Genomic DNA, 15,643 nt, shown 5'->3' with positions numbered 1-15,643 from the left:
AGGGCCTCCAGACGGAAAAAGCGACGGCGATGTCGCGCGCGCCGATGATAGCGTGCGCGGCCTCGCCGCCGCCCCGGGTGCTGCGCGACCGCCCGCAGGCGGCCGTGGCTACTTCTTCTTTTCCTTCTTGGCCGCCCGCTTTTCCTTCAGCGTCTTGGTCGGCTGCTTCTTGTCGCTCTTCTTCTGGTCCAGGCCCTTGCTCATGACACCCTCTGCCGTGTTGATACGTGGAATACGGCCGCGACGGCCGCCATCGGCGGGTGCGGCGCCGCTACTTTACTCCGCCAGCGTAGACAGCGGCGCGGCGGCGGCCGGGCGCCGAGGCGCGGTTGCGCCATAATCCGGTTTTCCCCCCAAGGTGCCCCGCGTCCGATGAAAACCCCCCAGGGCCTGCAGCCGCTGATCGAGGATGGCGTCATCGACAGCGTGCTGCGTCCGCTCAAGAGTGGCAAGGAGGCCGCCGTGTACGTGGTCCAGGCCGGCGACGAGGTGCTGTGCGCCAAGGTCTACAAGGACATGGCGCAGCGCAGCTTCCAGGCGCGCGTGCAGTACCAGGAGGGCCGCAAGGTGCGCGGCAGCCGCCAGGCGCGGGCGATGGGCAAGGCGACCAAGTTCGGCCGCCGCGAGCAGGAGGCCGCGTGGAAGGACACCGAGGCCAACACCCTGTACCAGCTGGTGGACGCCGGCGTGCACGTGCCGCAACCGCGCGGGTATTTCCACGGCGTGCTGCTGATGGACCTGGTCACCGATGCCGACGGGCAGAGCGCGCCGCGGCTAGGCGAGGTGGAGCTGGAGCCGGAGCAGGCGCGCGCGTTCCATGCGCAGCTGATCGGCGACGTGGTGAAGATGCTGTGCCTGGGCCTGGTGCACGGCGACCTGTCCGAATACAACGTGCTGGTCGCCGCCGACGGCCCGATCGTGATCGATTTCCCGCAGGTGGTCAGCGCCGCCGGCAACAACGCCGCGCGCGACATGCTGCTGCGCGACGTGCACAACCTGCGCGACTGCCTGGGCCGCTTCGCCCCCGAGCTCAACGAAACCCATTACGGTGAGGAGATGTGGGCGCTGTACGAGAAGGGCGAGCTACGCCCGGACAGCGCGCTCACCGGCCGCTTCGTGTTCGACACCCGCCGCGCCGACGTGCGTGCGGTGCGCGATTCGATCGAGGATGCGCGTCAGGAAGCGATCATCCGCCAGCAGGGCCGCGAGGCCGCGGCGGACGAGGACTGAGCGCACGCGGCGGTGCGCCGCGACAGGGCGCGCTGCAGAGAACGTGTTCTCGCCGAAGCGCGCCGCTCGCCACCGTGCGCTGCCTGGCGCAGCGGTGGCCGATGACGATGTTCATCACATGTACGCCATCTCCGGCAGCTGGATGCACGGCTGGCGTGCAAGCGGTGCGGTTGGTGGCGCGCTATTCGCCTCATGTTGCTGATCGTGATTGACAGGAGAGACTTCGGCCTTGGCGCTTTCAAGTGCGGCAACTCCTCCGCTTCGTTGGTCGTAGCTGAAGTCGTTTCCACAAGGGCTTGCGGCAACGCGTTCGGTGTAATGCGGGAGGGGTTTCAGCCCGACGCGCTTCGTTGCCGCAAATCCACCACTTCGCTCGTCGCGGCTGAAGCCGCTCCTACAGGGGCATGCGCGATGTACCCGACGCTAAGCGGAGGCATCGGCGCGGATCAGTTGGCGGAACAGCGCATCCAGCGCCCGCGGATCGCCGCTGCCAGCCGCCAGGCGCGGCGCGGCGGCGCCCATGCGCGCCAGCTCGGCGTCCAGGAAGTCGCTGATCGCCGGGACCCGCGGACCGTCCTCGATTTCCGCGGCGGCGCGTTTCTTCTCCAGCAAGGCATCGATCGCGTCGCGCAGCGGCCCCGACGGCAGCAGCGCCTCCAGCAGCAGCTCGAAGGCCATCGGCGGCATCCCGTGCCCGCGTTCGATCCATTGGCAGGCCAGCACCGGGCGCAGCACGTACAGATATTTCTTGGTGCGGATGCGTTCGCCGCGCAGATAGCCGCGGTAGTTGCTCTTGGCCATGTTGAAGTAGTGCCACCAGGTACCCAGCGGCGAGTAGAACCCGCGCGCCATCTCCAGCAGTGCGGCGCTGGCGGCAGGATCCTGGCGGTAGACCAGTGGCGATTGCAGCCATTCCAGTAGCGTCGGGTTGGACTTGGACACCAGCCGCAACGCCTTGCGCAGGTCCCAGCCGCTGACGTCCAGGTCGGCGTCGATTGGCAGTTCGATCACGTCGCGCTGCGGCTCGCCCGGTCCGGTGCGTTCGTTGACGGTCAGATACCACTCCGGCCGATGCACATAGACGAAGCGCGCGTCGTAGTCGCTGTCGGGCGAGGAAAACCCCCAGCCGCGGCTGCCGGACTCGCAGGCCAGCAGGATGCGTACATCGTGACTGCGCTCAATGCCGTCGAGGGCGTCCAGCACGGCGGCGCGCTTGTCCGGCGCGAGCGGGTGGATCTCCATGGCCTGTCGTCCTTGTAGGGGCGGGACAGGATGCCGCGCAGCCGCCGCTTACGCCACCCGGCTGCGCCGCGCGCGCTCCAGGTGCACCAGCAGCAGCGAGATCGCCGCCGGGGTCATGCCGGGGATGCGCTGCGCCTGGCCCACGCTCTGCGGGCGCACGCGCTCGAGCTTCTGCTGCACCTCGGCCGACAGCCCGCGCACCTGCGCGTAGTCGAAGGTCTCGGGGATCGGCGTGTCCTCGTGGCGTTGCTGGCGCGCGATCTCGTCGCGCTGGCGGTCCAGGTAGCCGGCGTACTTGATGCCGATCTCGACCTGTTCGGCGACCTGCGCGTCGTCCACGCCCGGGCCCAGCGACGGCACCCGCATCAACGCGGCATAGCCCAGTTCCGGGCGCTTGATCAGGTCCAGCACGGTGGTCTCGCGGCTGACCGCTACGCCCAGCGTCGCCGCGACCTCGCGGCCCAGCGCGTTGCCCGGCGTGGCCCACAGCGCGCGCAGCCGTTCGTTCTCCCGCGCCACTGCCTCCTGCTTGGCCTGGAACCGCACCCAGCGCGTCTCTCCGACCAGGCCCAGCTCGCGGCCGATGCCGGTCAGGCGCGCGTCGGCGTTGTCCTCGCGCAGCTGCAGCCGGTATTCGGCGCGGCTGGTGAACATGCGGTATGGCTCGGTGGTGCCGTGGGTGATCAGGTCGTCGATCAGCACGCCGATGTAGGCCTGGTCGCGGCGCGGCGACCACGGCTCCAGCCCGCGCACCTGGCGTGCGGCGTTGAGTCCGGCGATCAGGCCCTGCGCGGCGGCTTCCTCGTAGCCGGTGGTGCCGTTGATCTGGCCGGCGAAGAACAGCCCGGGCATCGCCTTGGTCTCCAGCGAGGCCTTCAGCCCGCGCGGGTCGAAGAAGTCGTATTCGATCGCATAGCCGGGGCGGGTGATGTGCGCACGCTCGAAGCCGCGGATCGAGCGCACCAGTTCCAGTTGCACGTCGAACGGCAGCGAGGTGGAGATGCCGTTGGGATAGATCTCGGCCACGTCCAGGCCTTCGGGTTCGACGAAGATCTGGTGGCTGGCCTTCTCGGCGAAGCGCACCACCTTGTCCTCGATCGACGGGCAGTAGCGCGGGCCGATGCCCTCGATTTGGCCGGTGTACAGCGGCGAGCGGTCCAGCGCGCCACGGATGATGGCGTGGGTGCGCTCGGTGGTGTGGGTGATCCAGCACGAGACCTGGCGCGGATGCTGGCCGACGTCGCCGACGAAGGACATCACCGGCAGCGGATCGTCGCCGGGCTGCTCCTCCATCGCCGCGTAGTCCAGGCTGCGCCCGTCGATGCGCGGCGGGGTGCCGGTCTTGAGCCGGTCCACGCCGAAGCGGCCGTCGCGCAGCGCCTGCGCCAGCGCAGTGGCCGGCGGGTCGCCGGCGCGGCCGCCGGCGTACTGGGTCTGGCCGATGTGGATCTTGCCGGCCAGGAAGGTGCCGGCGGTCAGCACCACCGCCGCCGCCTCGAAGCGCAGGCCGGTCTGGGTGACCACGCCGCGTACGCACTCGCCGGCCACGATCAGCTCGTCCACGGCGGCCTGGAACAGGGTCAGGTTCGGCTGCGCCTCGACCAGGCGCCGGATCGCGCCGCGGTACAGGTTGCGGTCGGCCTGGCAGCGGGTGGCGCGCACCGCCGGACCCTTGGAGGCATTGAGCGTGCGCCATTGGATGCCGGCCAGATCGGCGGCATGCGCCATCGCCCCGCCGAGCGCGTCGATCTCCTTGACCAGATGGCCCTTGCCGATACCGCCGATGGCCGGGTTGCAGCTCATCGCGCCCACGGTTTCCACGTTATGGGTCAGCAACAGGGTGCGCGCGCCGGCGCGCGCGGCCGCCAGCGCCGCCTCGGTGCCGGCGTGGCCGCCGCCGATCACGATGACGTCGTAGCGGTAGAAGGAATCGCTCATCAGGAACTCGTCAACCGGGCCGCGGGGGCCGGAATGGGGGCGCTCGCAGGGTCGCGAACGCCGGAAAGCGGGAATTTTAGCGGTTGCATCACAGTTTGCGGATTCGGCCCTAAAGTTGGCACGGCATCTGCAGATATCCCTACTGCACCCAACGTGGCATTGCGTCAGGGGCGTACGACTGGAATTGGAACAGGGGCCAGTCACGCGCACGTTGGGGGAGCTGGGGGCCGGTAGTCGGGGGACTGCCGGCCCTTTTTTATGTCCGCGATTCGGCCCCGAAGCCAGCAACCGCAGGGCCCGAACGCGAAAAGCCCCGGCGAACCGGGGCTTTTCGTTTTAGGCGCCGACGCCCGACAGGGCCGGAACAGGGGGGATCCAGATTTCCCTGTCGGACATCGACATAGACGGTGGGGCGATCCCTAGCGGGTCATAAAGCGACGCAGGCGGTCACCCCGTACGACGTAGAGTGCGTCTTGTGCCTGCGTGAAATCAAGCACTTTCTTAGGGCTCTAATGTGCGCCGCGTCCCATTGCTGCGACCCAGATTGCCGGGTCGCGGCGCAGCCGGGCGTGGTGCCGCGGCCGGGCGCGGCGCGGCCGCCGGGCGCGGCGCGGCCGCCGGGCGGGGCTGCATCGACTGCGGGCGCGGAGCGGCACTGGCCGCGTCCGGACGGCGCAGCCGGTCCATGTCGCGCCACGGCGCCTTGCCCCGGTCGCGCCCGCCGATGACGGGCGGCGGCGGACGGTCCGGCGGGCGGCCATTGTCGTCGGGCCGCGGGCGCGGCGGCGGACGGTGGCGCGGCGGGCCGTAGTAGTCGCGGTCGCGGTAGTAGTACGGGCCGCCATAGCCGTAGTAGCCATAGCCGTAGTAGCCGGCACCATAGCCGTAGGGAACGGCGCCGTAGGGGTAGTAACCGTTGGAATAGCCGGGCGGATAGCGGTATTCGACCGAGGGCGAGCCGCGGTAATAACCGCCCTGGTCGCTGCCGGCGTAGTCGTAGGTGGCACAGCCGCCCAGCGTGGCCAGCAGTCCAGCGGCCCAGATCAGGCGCATGTTCATGGCGATTCCTCTCCCAGAGGCTGACTGACAGGTTCTGCGCGTTGCATTGAATGCCCCCTTAACCCGCTTCGTCGTTGATTGAACGCTTAAGTCGCGCGCAACGGCTGCGCTGCGCCGGTAGCTGTGGCGGCGCGAGCCTATGCCGATACGTTAACCTTTCACGCATGTTCTCATCTTCACTGCCCGTTTTCGCCGATGTGACGGCCGCGGCCGCGCGTCTGGCGCCGCATGCCCGGGTGACCCCGGTCCTGCGCTCGCAGGCGCTGGACGCCCTGACCGGCGCGACCCTGCACTTCAAGGCCGAGCACCTGCAGCGCGGCGGCGCGTTCAAGTTCCGCGGCGCCTGCAACGCGGTATGGGCATTGAGCGAGGCGCAGGCCGCGCGCGGCGTGGTCACCCATTCCTCCGGCAATCACGGCGCGGCGCTGGCGCAGGCCGCGCGCACCCGCGGCATCGGCTGCCATGTGGTGGTGCCGGAGGGCGCGGTCGCGACCAAGCTGGCCAATATCGCCCGGCACGGCGCCACCCTGTGGCAGTGCGAGGCCACGATCGCCGCGCGCGAGGCACTGTGCGCGCAGGTGCAGCAGCAGACCGGCGCGACCCTGGTGCATCCCTATACCGACCCCGCGGTGATCGCCGGCCAGGGCACGGCGGCGCTGGAACTGCTCGGCGCCAGCGGCCCGCTGGACCTGCTGGTGGTGCCGGTCGGCGGCGGCGGCCTGGCCGCCGGTAGCCGCCTGGCGCTGTCGGCACTGGCGCCGCAGGCGCGCCTGCTATTGGCCGAGCCGGCCGGCGCCGCCGACACCGCGCGTTCGCTGGCGGCCGGCGAGCGCCGCCTGGACTTCGTCCCCGACACCCTCTGCGACGGCCTGCGCGGCACCTTGGGGGCGCCCAACTTCGCGCTGCTGCACGGCCACGCCGAGGCGATCGTGGTCGAGGACGCCGCGACGGTGGCGGCGATGCGCTTGCTGTGGCAGGTGCTCAAGCAGGTGGTGGAGCCCTCCTCGGCGATCGCGCTGGCGGCGGTGCTGGCGCAGCCGGAGCGCTTCGCCGGGCGCCGGGTCGGGGTGATCCTGTCCGGCGGCAACGTCGACCTGGACGCCTTGCCGTGGGGGACGGCTTGAAGCCGCGGCGACGGCGCGGCTGGCTGGGCTGGATCGGACGGCTCGGCGCCGTGCTGAGCCTGTGGCTGCTGGGCGTGGCGATCTACATCGTGTGGGTCGGCGACCGCGACCAGGCGGCGCCGGCCGACGCGATCATCGTGCTCGGCGCGGCGGCCTACGACGCCAAGCCCTCGCCGGTGTTCGAAGAACGCATCCGCCACGGCCTGGACCTGTACCAGCGCGGCTACGCGCCGACCCTGATCTTCACCGGCGGCTTCGGCGGCAACGGCGCGCGCTTCGCCGAATCGCAGGTGGCGCGCCGCTACGCGCTGCGCCACGACGTGCCGGACGATGCGATCCTGATCGAGACCGTCTCGCGTACTACCCGCCAGAACCTGATCCAGGCGCGCGAACTGATGCGCGCCCACGGCCTGCACCGGGCGATCGTGGTCAGCGACCCACTGCACATGGCGCGCGCGCTGCGCCTGTGCCGGGAGCTGCAGATCGACGCGCTGGCGTCCTCGACGCCGAGCACCCGCTTCCGCAGCTTCCAAACCCGCTGGCGCTTCCTGGTGCAGGAGGTCTACTTCTTCCACCGCGACCTGGTGGCGCCGGGCGCCTGAGCGCGCCCGGCCGCCGTATCATGGGCCTTCCGCATGGCAGAAGGTGGTGGCGATGAAGATCGATGGGACCCGTGAACAAGACCGCGCCATCGAACTGGTGCTGTCCTACTACGACGCGTTCAACCGCGGCGACTGGGCGGCCATGCTCGACAAGCTGACCGACGACGTCGCGCACGACCTCAACCAGGGTGCGCGCGAGATCGGCAAGGACACCTTCGCCGCGTTCCTGCAGCGGATGAACACCAGCTACCGCGAACAGCTGCGCGACATCGTGGTGCTGGGCGGGCAGGACGGCCGCCGCGCCGCCGCCGAGTACGTGGTGCACGGCGAATACCACCACACCGACGAAGGCCTGCCGCCGGCGCGCGGGCAGACCTACGTGCTGCCGGGCGGCGCGTTCTTCGACATCCGCGACGGCAAGATCGCCCGGGTCAGCAACTACTACAACCTGCAAGACTGGATCGAGCAGGTTTCGGCCTGAGCGGTCGCACGCGCGAGCGCGTGCTGCGGCCGAACTACGGCCGCCTGGCTGTCATGTAGGAGCGGCTTCAGCCGCGACAGGCGTTACGGTAACGCCCGTCGCGGCTAAAGCCGCTCCTACAGGTAGCGATCCGCTTCCTGGCTCTTACGAGTCCCTAGTCCCTAGTCCCGCAGCGAAGCGTCGCCTCAATCGCCGCGGCGGCGGATCGGGATCGCCGACACCGGCACCGCGGCGATCTCGCTGCCGCCCTCGCGGATCGGCGCGCCCGGCGGCGGCGCCCAGGCGTGGGCGTAGATCACTTCCCAACTGCTCGGCAGCTTGCCGTCGGCGTTGCGCAGCGTCTCGTAGGCGGCGCTGGCGGCGGCGAAGCGGCCGCGTCCGGTCAGCGTGTGGCGGCGCGCGTTCAGGGCGTTGGTCGCGCCGATCGCGCGCAGTTCGCGCATCAATGCGCCGAGGTCGGGATAGGTGAGGGTGAACAGGTCGCGGTCCAGCACCGGATCGCGGAAGCCGGACAGCATCAGCGCATCGCCGAACTGCGCGATCGGCGCGAAGCGGCTCACGTGCGGCGCTTCGCGGTCGGCCTGGGCGAACGCCTCGCGCAGTTCGATCAGCGTGTCCGGGCCGAAACTGGAGCACAGCAGCAGGCCGCCGGGTTTGAGCACGCGGCGGAAGCCGGCGAACACCGCGGGCAGGTCCTCGACCCACTGCAGACACAGGTTGCTGAAGATCACGTCGACGCTGTGCTCGGCCAGCGGCAGCGCGCGCGCATCGGCGCAGACCCGGCCGAACGGCTTCCACCAGCCGGCCTGGCGCTTAGCCTGGTGCAGCATCGGCAGCGCCTGGTCGAGCGCGATCACCTGCGCGCGCGGCCAGCGCTTCTTCATCGTCGCGGCGGCATGCGCCGGACCGCTGCCCACGTCCAGCACCACCTGCGGGACGCGATCGCCGAGGTAGTCCAGCGATTCCAGCAGGCGCTTCTCGACCTCGTGCTGCAGGGCCGCGGCGGCGTCGTAGCTGGCGGCGGCGCGCGAGAACGCGCGGCGGATGTGGTGGGCGTCGAACGAAGAGGAATCCATCGGCGCATTATCGCCGGCCGCAGCGCGCAGCGGCCAGCCGCATTGCCGCACCCTGCGCAGTCATCGGCGCCATGCCGGCATTGCGACCAATCCGCCGATCGCGAACGATCGAGTCCCGAGTCCCGAGTCCCGAGTCCCGAGTCCCGAGTCCGGCCCTCAGAACGTCCCCGGATAAGCGCCGCCGTCGAGCAACAGGTTCTGCCCGCTGAGGTAGCCGGCCTGCGCGCTGCACAGGAACGCGCAGGCCGCGCCGAACTCGTCCGCGGTGCCGAAGCGCCCGGCCGGGATCTGCTGGCGTTTCTGCGCGGCCAGCGTGTCCACGTCGATGCCGCTTTGCTGTGCGGCATGGGCGAAGTTGCCGCGCAGCCGGTCGGTGTCGAACTGCCCCGGCAACAGGTTGTTGATGGTGACGTTGTGCGCGACCGTGCGCCGCGCCAAGCCGGCGACGAAGCCGGTGAGCCCGGCGCGCGCGCCGTTGGACAGGCCCAGGCTGTCGATCGGCGCCTTCACCGCCGAGGACGTGATGTTGACGATGCGGCCGAAGCCGCGCGCCTGCATCGCATCGACGGTGGCGCGGATCAGCGCGATCGGCGCCAGCATGTTGGCGTCCAGCGCGCGCAGCCAGTCCTCGCGTTCCCAGTCGCGGAAATCGCCAGGCGGCGGGCCGCCGGCGTTGTTGACCAGGATGTCGACCTGCGGGCAGGTGGCGAGTGCGGCGGCGCGTCCTGGCTCGGTGGCGATGTCCGCGGCTACCGCGATCACCTCGCCAGCGCCGGGCAGCGCGCGCAGGCCGGCTGCCGCCGCATCCAGCGCGGCCTGCCCACGCGCCACGATGACCACGTTGACGCCTTCGCCAGCCAGCGCCCGCGCGCAACCCAGGCCAAGGCCTTTGCTCGCGGCGCAGACCAGCGCCCATTTGCCGGCGATGCCCAAGTCCATGCAGATGCTCCGATCGAGGGAAACCACGATGATCGGGCATCGGCGTGGCGGCGGCCAGCGCGGTGGTGTGCCTGGCCGCGTCCTGCTCTTCTGTAGGAGGGGCTTCAGCCCCGACCGGGCCTTTCCGGCAAGGCCCGGTCGGGGCTGAAGCCCCTCCTACAGAAGCAGGCATGCCCATCAGTCCGCGCACCGCGCCGCGCATCTACCAGAGCGTTGGCGTCATCGCAGACGGCCGAGGCCGTCACGGTGATCTGCGAGGACGGTTTTCACGCGTGGGAGGGACTTCAGTCCCGACGCTTTACCGATCAGGCGTCGGGGCTGAAGCCCCTCCCACAAGGGCATCACTGCAAGCCGGAGAGAAACCCGCGCAACGCCTCCACCACCTCATCGGCATGGCCGAGGAGGGGTGCGTGGTCGCCGCCTGCTGCGTAGTCGATTTTCTCCAGTGGGAGGGACTTCAGTCCCGACGCTTTACCGATCAGGCGTCGGGGCTGAAGCCCCTCCCACAAAGGGCATCACTGCAGGCCTGAGAGAAATCCCCGCAACGGCTGCGCCACATCATTGGCATGGCTGAGGAACGGTGCGTGGCCGCCGTCTACTGCGCGGTCGATTTTTCCCTTGTGGGAGGGACTTCAGTCCCGACGCATTTACCGGTACGGCGTCGGGACTGAAGCCCCTTCCACAAGGGCATCACTGCAGGACGGAGAGAAAACCGCGCAACGCCTGCGCCACCTCATCGGCGTGGCCGAGGAACGGTGCGTGGCCGCCGCCGGCGATGTGCAACGTCTGCGCATGAGGCGCCAGCGCCGCGGCGTCGTCCATGCCGGCGGGCGAGACCAGCCGGTCGCGTTGGCCGCTGATCCACAGGCTGGGCACGCGCAGGCCCGGCAGCGCGCGGCGCAGGTCGGTGCGTTCGAGCAGCGTCAGTCCGTCCTGCAATGCCTGCGCATCGGGTTCGCCGCGTGCGGCGAGCGTCTCGCGCAGCGTGCGCAGTTCGGCGCGCGCGTGCGCCGAGCCCAGCGTGTCCAGCGCCAGGAAGCGGTCCAGCGTGCCGCGGTAGTCTTCGGCCAAGTCGCGGCCGAACTGTGCGAACACCTGCGGCTCGACCGCATGCGGCCAGTCGCTGCCGCGCACGAAACGCGGCGTCGCCGCGAGCATCGCCAAGCCGCGTACCTGCGGCTGGGTGGCTGCGGCGTGCAGCGCGAACAGTCCGCCCAGCGACCAGCCCAGCCACGCCGCCGGCGGCGTCGCCGCGGCGATCGCGTTGACCACGTGCGGCAGCGCCAGCGGGGTGTCGTCGCCGCGGCTGTGGCCGTGGCCGGGCAGGTCCACCAGGTGCATGCGGAACTGCGCCGACAGGCGTTCGACCAGCGGCGCGAAGATGCCGCCGTGCAGCGCCCAGCCGTGGATCAGAACCAGATCGGGGCCTTGCCCCAGCGTTTCGATATGCATCGTCGATCGTGTGCCGAATGGAGAAGGAAATCGCGCTGCCGCGGTCAGCGTGCCGCGCGCAGCGCCAGCAGCCGCGGCAGCAGCAACCGCCACTGCTGCCGCGGATACGCGCGGGTGCGCCAGGCCGGCCAGCGTTGCACGCCTTCGCGCCGCTGGATCGCCGTGCTCAATCCGTCGCTATTGAACCCCTGCCAGACCCCGGCCACGCTGAGCAGGTTCGGCGCCAGGCGCGGATGCACGTCGTGCAGCAGCATCCGTTGCAGCGTGTCCGGCGGAAAGGGCGAGGCGGCAAGCACGGCGGCGATATGCGCGTGCCGCGCGGCGACGTCGTCGTCCAGATACAGCTCCGACAGTGCGTCCCACACCTCGCGGCGTGCCGCAAGGTCGCCGTCGCTCACGCCGGGCCGCTCACGCCGGCAGGCCGACCGGATGCACGGCCAGGCGGTCGCGGGCCAGCGCCAGCGCGTCCAGCAATGCCTGCACCTGCGCCGGCGTGTGCAGCGCCGACAGCGTCACCCGCAGCCGCGACTTGCCTTCCGGGACGGTCGGCGGACGGATCGCCGAGACCAGGAAACCGGCCTGCTCCAACGCCGCCGACAGCGCCAGCGCGCTGGCCTCGTCGCCGCACAGCAGTGGCTGGATCGGCGTGTCCGAAGCCATCAGTTCCAATCCGTGGCGGCGCGCGCCGCCGCGGAACGCCGCGATGGTCTCGGCCAGGCGCTCGCGCCGCCACTGGTCGCGCCGCGCCAGCTTCACCGCGGCCAGCGAAGCGGCGGCCTGCGCCGGCGGCAGCGCGGTGGTGTACAGATACGGCCGCGCGGTTTCGGCCAGATGCCGGATCAACGCCTCGTCGCCCACCACCAGCGCGCCGTAGCCGCCCAGCGCCTTGCCCAGGGTCACCAGCTGCAGCGGCACGTCGGCCACGCCGAGGCCGGCCTCGGCCACGCAACCGCGGCCATGCGGGCCGACCACGCCGATGCCGTGCGCATCGTCCACGTACATCAGCGCCTGCTGCATGCGTGCGACCAGGGTCAGCGAGCGCAGCGGGGCGATGTCGCCGTCCATGCTGAACACGCCGTCGGTGGCCAGCATCGCCGCGCCTTCGGCGGCGTGCTTGAGCTGGCGCATCGCGCCCTCCGCATCCAGGTGCGGATAGCGGCGCAGGCGGCAGCCGGCCAGGCGGGTGGCGTCGAGCAGGCTGGCGTGGTTGAGCCGGTCCTGCACGCACACGTCGTCCTCTTCGCTCAGCAGCGCCTGCTGCACCGCCAGGTTGGCGAGGAAGCCGCTGCCGAACAGCAGCGCGCGCGGGTAGCCGAGCCAGTCAGCGACCTCGCGCTCCAGGCTGTCGTGCAGCGCATGGTGGCCGCAGACCAGATGCGAGGCGGTGGCGCCGACGCCTTCGCGTGCGGCCGCGTCCTGCAGCGCGGCCAGTACTTCGAACTGCTGCGCCAGGCCCAGGTAGTCGTTGCTGCAGAAGCCGGTCAGCCAGCGTCCGTCGAGTTCCACGCGCACGCCGTCGCGGCGGCCGACGCTGCGGCGCACGCGGATGCGGCCCTGCGCCTCGCGCAGCTTGCGCAAGGACTGGATGCGGTCGTGCAGATCGGGACGGGCCATGGGCGGCGAGGGCATGGAGGTCTGGCCGGCTAGCGTAGCGCGTCCCCGGCCGCGCCGGGGATGCGGGCGATGGACGGCCGGATCGGCGGATGGACGCGCGGGTCGGCGCGGCGCGAGACGCTGCAGGTCGGGCCGAGCTCAGACCAGCGCCGCGGCGATCGCCGGCCTGACCGGCGCCGGTGCGGTGATGTCCGCATGCACGGTGCCGGGATGGTCGTGCGCGTTGGCGTCCACCGTCACCTGCATCGGCGACAGCCCGAGCCGCGCGAACAAGGCCTGGTCGCGCGCGGTGTCCGGGTTGCCGGTGGTCAGCAGCTTTTCGCCGTAGAAGATCGAGTTGGCGCCGGCGCAGAAGCACAGCGCCTGCAGTTCGTCGCTCATGCTCTCGCGGCCGGCCGACAGCCGCACCATCGCCTGCGGCATCGCGATGCGCGCCACGGCGATGGTGCGCACGAACTCGAACGGATCCAGTTCGACCGTGCCGTGCAGCGGGGTACCGGCGACCTGGACCAGGCGGTTGATCGGCACCGAGTCCGGGTGCACCGGCAGGTTGGCCAGCGCCTGCAGCAGGCCGGCGCGCTGCTCGCGCGATTCGCCCATGCCGACGATGCCGCCGCAGCAGGTCTTCATGCCGGCATCGCGCACGTGGGCCAGCGTGTCCAGGCGGTCCTGGTACTGGCGGGTGTGGATGATCGTGTCGTAGAAGTCCGGCGCGGTGTCCAGATTGTGGTTGTAGTAGTCCAGCCCGGCCGACTTCAGCGCCTGCGCCTGCTTGCCGTCGAGCATGCCCAGGGTGGCGCAGGTCTCCAGGCCCAGCGCCTTCACCTCGCGGATCATCGCCGCGACCTTGGGGATGTCGCGGTCCTTCGGTGAGCGCCACGCCGCGCCCATGCAGAAGCGCGACGCGCCGGCGGCCTTGGCCTGGCGCGCCTTGGCCAGCACCGCCTCGGTGCTCATCAGTTTCTGCGCGTCCACGCCGGTGTCGTAGCGCTGCGCCTGCGGGCAATAGGCGCAGTCCTCCGGGCAGCCGCCGGTCTTTACCGACAGCAGCGTGGAGACCTGCACCTGCGCCGGGTCGAAATGCTCGCGATGGACCGCGGCGGCGCGGTGCAGCAGCTCCGGGAACGGCAGATCGAACAGGGCGAGCAATTCCTGGCGTTGCCAGTCGTGTCGGACGACAGCGGACATGGGAGTTTCCTGACGGTAAGCGGCTGGGAAAGCGGGCAGTCTGGTAAGCATGGACATTGCTGTCAACTTTCATGGCGCTGACAAGGTTGACGGATGGTGGCAGCGATTGCAGCGCTGCATGCTGCCGGAGCGTTGCCTGATCTGTGCCGAGCCCGGCGTCGCCGGCCTGGACCTGTGCCCGGCCTGTCGCGACGCGCTGCCCTGGAACGCCAGCGCCTGCCAGGCCTGCGCGCTGCCGTTGCCGACGCTGGACGCCGCCCAGTTCTGCGGCGCCTGCCAACGCAAGCCGCCGCCGCTGGCCCTGGTGGCCAGCGCCTGCGTCTACGCCGCGCCGATCGACGGCCTGCTGCGCCGCTTCAAGTTTCACCAGGACCTGGCCGCCGGGCGCCTGCTGGCGGCGTTGCTGCAGGCGCGCTGCGCCGGGTTGCCGCGCCCGCAGGCGCTGTTGCCGGTGCCGCTGCATGCGGCGCGGCTGCGCCAGCGCGGCTACGACCAGGCCCTGGAACTGGCACGGCCACTGGCGCGCGCGCTGGGCCTGCCGCTGTGCGATGGCCTGCAGCGCGTGCGCGCGACGGCGCCGCAGTCCGAGCTGGATGCCCGCGCGCGCCGCCGCAACCTGCGCCATGCGTTTGCGGTGCGGGCGCCATTGCCGACGCACGTGGCGCTGATCGACGACGTGATGACCACCGGCGCGACCCTGCACGCCGCGGCACAGGCGCTGCGCCGGGCTGGCGTGACCAGGGTCGATGCGTGGGTGGTGGCGCGGGTGCCGTGAGCGCGCTGGTGGCTTGCGTGCCGCGGTGGCGATAAGCACTGCGACGGCAACGGCGTGGCAGCTCATCTGGGCATGCGTACGGACATGCGTGTCTGGCGCTGGCCGTGGTCGCGCGATCTGTAACGCATGCAGGGGCGGTTGCTGTTGTGGTTGCCCGGACCAGGCAGCGGCAGCGAGGACATGGCTGATCGGGTGTCTAGCGGGCTTTGCGCCTGGCCGTGCCGCGCAGATGCCACGACCCGACGCAATCGGCCGCTGGCGCACGGGTTCCGCAGCGCGGTGCATGGCACGTTCTTCTGCGTGACGCGGCTGGGACAGCGGTCTGCGCCAGGCCACAACGGCTTGTTCTTCTATGATGTCGCCAAACGAACTGCGGGAGATGGCGATGCGCTTGAGAACTTTGGGACTGTCGTTGGCGTTGTGCGTGTTCGGCGCGAGCGGGTGCAGCTACGCGCCTTCGCCCGATAGCGCCGACGCGAATGCGAGCGCGAGTGCGGTGAAGGCGAAGATCGAATGGCGCCTGGCCAGCCATGCGCCGCAGGCCGGCTATGCCGAGGCCGCGTACCAGGGACGGCCGGTGTATCTGGCGCCGCAGGCATTGCTGGCCGTCGATGGCGCCGCCACTGTCGCGCGCGTGGACGGCGACGATGGCCGGCCTGCGCTCGATCTGAAGTTCCCCGGGCACGACGGGCGCCTGACCCGGGCGACGGAGCAGAACATCGGCAAGCCGATCGCGCTGCTCGCCGACGGCCAGGTGCTCACCGTGGCGACGGTGATGTCGCCGCTTCCTGGCGACAGCCTGCGGATCAGCGGGCTGGAAAACGTGCAGGAGCAGCAGCGGGTGTTCGCGCTGTTGACGCATGCGCCGGCGGCGGAAACGCCCGCCGGCAGCGGCAAGCCCTAGGGCTTGCCCGCGCGACCGG

15 protein-coding genes are annotated in these 15,643 nt (G+C 70.7%); 6 read left to right on the top strand and 9 right to left on the bottom strand.

The genetic code is table 11. The annotated features are described in order from the left end of the window. Window positions 1-372 precede the first annotated feature (372 nt). Window positions 373-1,230 carry a PA4780 family RIO1-like protein kinase gene (locus J2Y70_RS14830; protein ID WP_263112047.1) on the top strand — a complete coding sequence of 286 codons (858 nt, stop codon included), beginning with the start codon at window positions 373-375 and terminating at the stop codon, window positions 1,228-1,230. A 423-nt stretch (window positions 1,231-1,653) separates the two neighbouring features. On the opposite strand, the gene J2Y70_RS14825 is transcribed toward J2Y70_RS14830, so the two are convergent. The 3 genes from J2Y70_RS14825 to J2Y70_RS14815 all read right to left on the bottom strand — a co-directional run bounded on the left by J2Y70_RS14825 (window position 1,654) and on the right by J2Y70_RS14815 (window position 5,469). Then, complete coding sequence (locus J2Y70_RS14825) at window positions 1,654-2,472, bottom strand: nucleotidyltransferase domain-containing protein (RefSeq protein WP_309919046.1); 819 nt, start codon at window positions 2,470-2,472, stop codon at window positions 1,654-1,656. A 48-nt stretch (window positions 2,473-2,520) separates the two neighbouring features. Then, complete coding sequence (mnmG, locus tag J2Y70_RS14820; protein WP_309919043.1) at window positions 2,521-4,410, bottom strand: tRNA uridine-5-carboxymethylaminomethyl(34) synthesis enzyme MnmG; 1,890 nt, start codon at window positions 4,408-4,410, stop codon at window positions 2,521-2,523. Between the two features lie 501 nt (window positions 4,411-4,911). Beyond that, window positions 4,912-5,469, bottom strand: a complete 558-nt coding sequence (locus J2Y70_RS14815) for a hypothetical protein (protein WP_309919041.1) — start codon at window positions 5,467-5,469, stop codon at window positions 4,912-4,914. 164 nt (window positions 5,470-5,633) lie between these two features. On the opposite strand from J2Y70_RS14815, the gene J2Y70_RS14810 reads away from it, so the two are divergent. From J2Y70_RS14810 to J2Y70_RS14800, 3 genes are read left to right on the top strand one after another with little or no spacing between them, the layout of a single operon-like run. After that, window positions 5,634-6,593, top strand: coding sequence for a pyridoxal-phosphate dependent enzyme (locus tag J2Y70_RS14810; protein ID WP_309919038.1), 960 nt, complete (start codon window positions 5,634-5,636; stop codon window positions 6,591-6,593). 23 nt (window positions 6,594-6,616) lie between these two features. After that, window positions 6,617-7,195 carry a YdcF family protein gene (locus J2Y70_RS14805; RefSeq protein WP_263398553.1) on the top strand — a complete coding sequence of 193 codons (579 nt, stop codon included), beginning with the start codon at window positions 6,617-6,619 and terminating at the stop codon, window positions 7,193-7,195. Window positions 7,196-7,247: 52 nt separating this feature from the next. Beyond that, window positions 7,248-7,676, top strand: a complete 429-nt coding sequence (locus tag J2Y70_RS14800; protein WP_309919033.1) for a ketosteroid isomerase-related protein — start codon at window positions 7,248-7,250, stop codon at window positions 7,674-7,676. A 185-nt stretch (window positions 7,677-7,861) separates the two neighbouring features. Here the strand turns inward: J2Y70_RS14800 and bioC are convergent, their stop codons facing one another. The 6 genes from bioC to bioB all read right to left on the bottom strand — a co-directional run bounded on the left by bioC (window position 7,862) and on the right by bioB (window position 13,945). After that, window positions 7,862-8,752 (bottom strand): malonyl-ACP O-methyltransferase BioC, encoded by an 891-nt coding sequence (bioC, locus tag J2Y70_RS14795; protein ID WP_309919032.1) that lies wholly within the window; start codon window positions 8,750-8,752, stop codon window positions 7,862-7,864. A 156-nt stretch (window positions 8,753-8,908) separates the two neighbouring features. Next, complete coding sequence (locus J2Y70_RS14790; RefSeq protein WP_309919029.1) at window positions 8,909-9,691, bottom strand: SDR family oxidoreductase; 783 nt, start codon at window positions 9,689-9,691, stop codon at window positions 8,909-8,911. Window positions 9,692-10,381: 690 nt separating this feature from the next. After that, window positions 10,382-11,143, bottom strand: a complete 762-nt coding sequence (bioH, locus tag J2Y70_RS14785; protein ID WP_309919026.1) for a pimeloyl-ACP methyl ester esterase BioH — start codon at window positions 11,141-11,143, stop codon at window positions 10,382-10,384. A 44-nt stretch (window positions 11,144-11,187) separates the two neighbouring features. Then, the gene (locus tag J2Y70_RS14780; protein WP_309919023.1) at window positions 11,188-11,541 is read right to left on the bottom strand and encodes a hypothetical protein; all 354 of its coding nucleotides are present in this window, start codon (window positions 11,539-11,541) and stop codon (window positions 11,188-11,190) included. Between the two features lie 10 nt (window positions 11,542-11,551). Beyond that, window positions 11,552-12,757 carry an 8-amino-7-oxononanoate synthase gene (bioF, locus tag J2Y70_RS14775; RefSeq protein WP_309919499.1) on the bottom strand — a complete coding sequence of 402 codons (1,206 nt, stop codon included), beginning with the start codon at window positions 12,755-12,757 and terminating at the stop codon, window positions 11,552-11,554. A 138-nt stretch (window positions 12,758-12,895) separates the two neighbouring features. Then, a complete protein-coding gene (gene bioB / locus J2Y70_RS14770) occupies window positions 12,896-13,945 on the bottom strand; it encodes a biotin synthase BioB (protein WP_309919019.1) in 1,050 nt (349 codons plus the stop codon). Window positions 13,946-13,994: 49 nt separating this feature from the next. Between bioB and J2Y70_RS14765 the strand changes: the two genes are divergently transcribed. Then, window positions 13,995-14,720: a ComF family protein gene (locus tag J2Y70_RS14765; RefSeq protein ID WP_309919016.1), complete on the top strand. Its 726-nt coding sequence runs from the start codon at window positions 13,995-13,997 to the stop codon at window positions 14,718-14,720. 496 nt (window positions 14,721-15,216) lie between these two features. Continuing rightward, complete coding sequence (locus tag J2Y70_RS14760; RefSeq protein WP_309919014.1) at window positions 15,217-15,624, top strand: preprotein translocase subunit SecD; 408 nt, start codon at window positions 15,217-15,219, stop codon at window positions 15,622-15,624. Window positions 15,625-15,643: the final 19 nt, after the last annotated feature.

Source organism: Xanthomonas sp. 1678, assembly GCF_031455575.1.
In the GTDB taxonomy this organism is placed as follows: Bacteria; Pseudomonadota; Gammaproteobacteria; order Xanthomonadales; family Xanthomonadaceae; genus Xanthomonas_A.
This window is presented reverse-complemented; position numbering and strand designations above follow the sequence as displayed.

Excerpts from the sequence above, each read along its gene's own strand:
- bioH (WP_309919026.1), bottom strand. The coding sequence starts at position 11,143 with ATGCATATCGAAACGCTGGGGCAAGGCCCCGATCTGGTTCTGATCCAC.
- bioB (WP_309919019.1), bottom strand. The coding sequence starts at position 13,945 with ATGTCCGCTGTCGTCCGACACGACTGGCAACGCCAGGAATTGCTCGCC.
- J2Y70_RS14810 (WP_309919038.1), top strand. The coding sequence starts at position 5,634 with ATGTTCTCATCTTCACTGCCCGTTTTCGCCGATGTGACGGCCGCGGCC.
- bioC (WP_309919032.1), bottom strand. The coding sequence starts at position 8,752 with ATGGATTCCTCTTCGTTCGACGCCCACCACATCCGCCGCGCGTTCTCG.
- J2Y70_RS14790 (WP_309919029.1), bottom strand. The coding sequence starts at position 9,691 with ATGGACTTGGGCATCGCCGGCAAATGGGCGCTGGTCTGCGCCGCGAGC.
- J2Y70_RS14825 (WP_309919046.1), bottom strand. The coding sequence starts at position 2,472 with ATGGAGATCCACCCGCTCGCGCCGGACAAGCGCGCCGCCGTGCTGGAC.
- J2Y70_RS14800 (WP_309919033.1), top strand. The coding sequence starts at position 7,248 with ATGAAGATCGATGGGACCCGTGAACAAGACCGCGCCATCGAACTGGTG.
- mnmG (WP_309919043.1), bottom strand. The coding sequence starts at position 4,410 with ATGAGCGATTCCTTCTACCGCTACGACGTCATCGTGATCGGCGGCGGC.
- bioF (WP_309919499.1), bottom strand. The coding sequence starts at position 12,757 with ATGGCCCGTCCCGATCTGCACGACCGCATCCAGTCCTTGCGCAAGCTG.
- J2Y70_RS14830 (WP_263112047.1), top strand. The coding sequence starts at position 373 with ATGAAAACCCCCCAGGGCCTGCAGCCGCTGATCGAGGATGGCGTCATC.
- J2Y70_RS14765 (WP_309919016.1), top strand. The coding sequence starts at position 13,995 with ATGGACATTGCTGTCAACTTTCATGGCGCTGACAAGGTTGACGGATGG.
- J2Y70_RS14815 (WP_309919041.1), bottom strand. The coding sequence starts at position 5,469 with ATGAACATGCGCCTGATCTGGGCCGCTGGACTGCTGGCCACGCTGGGC.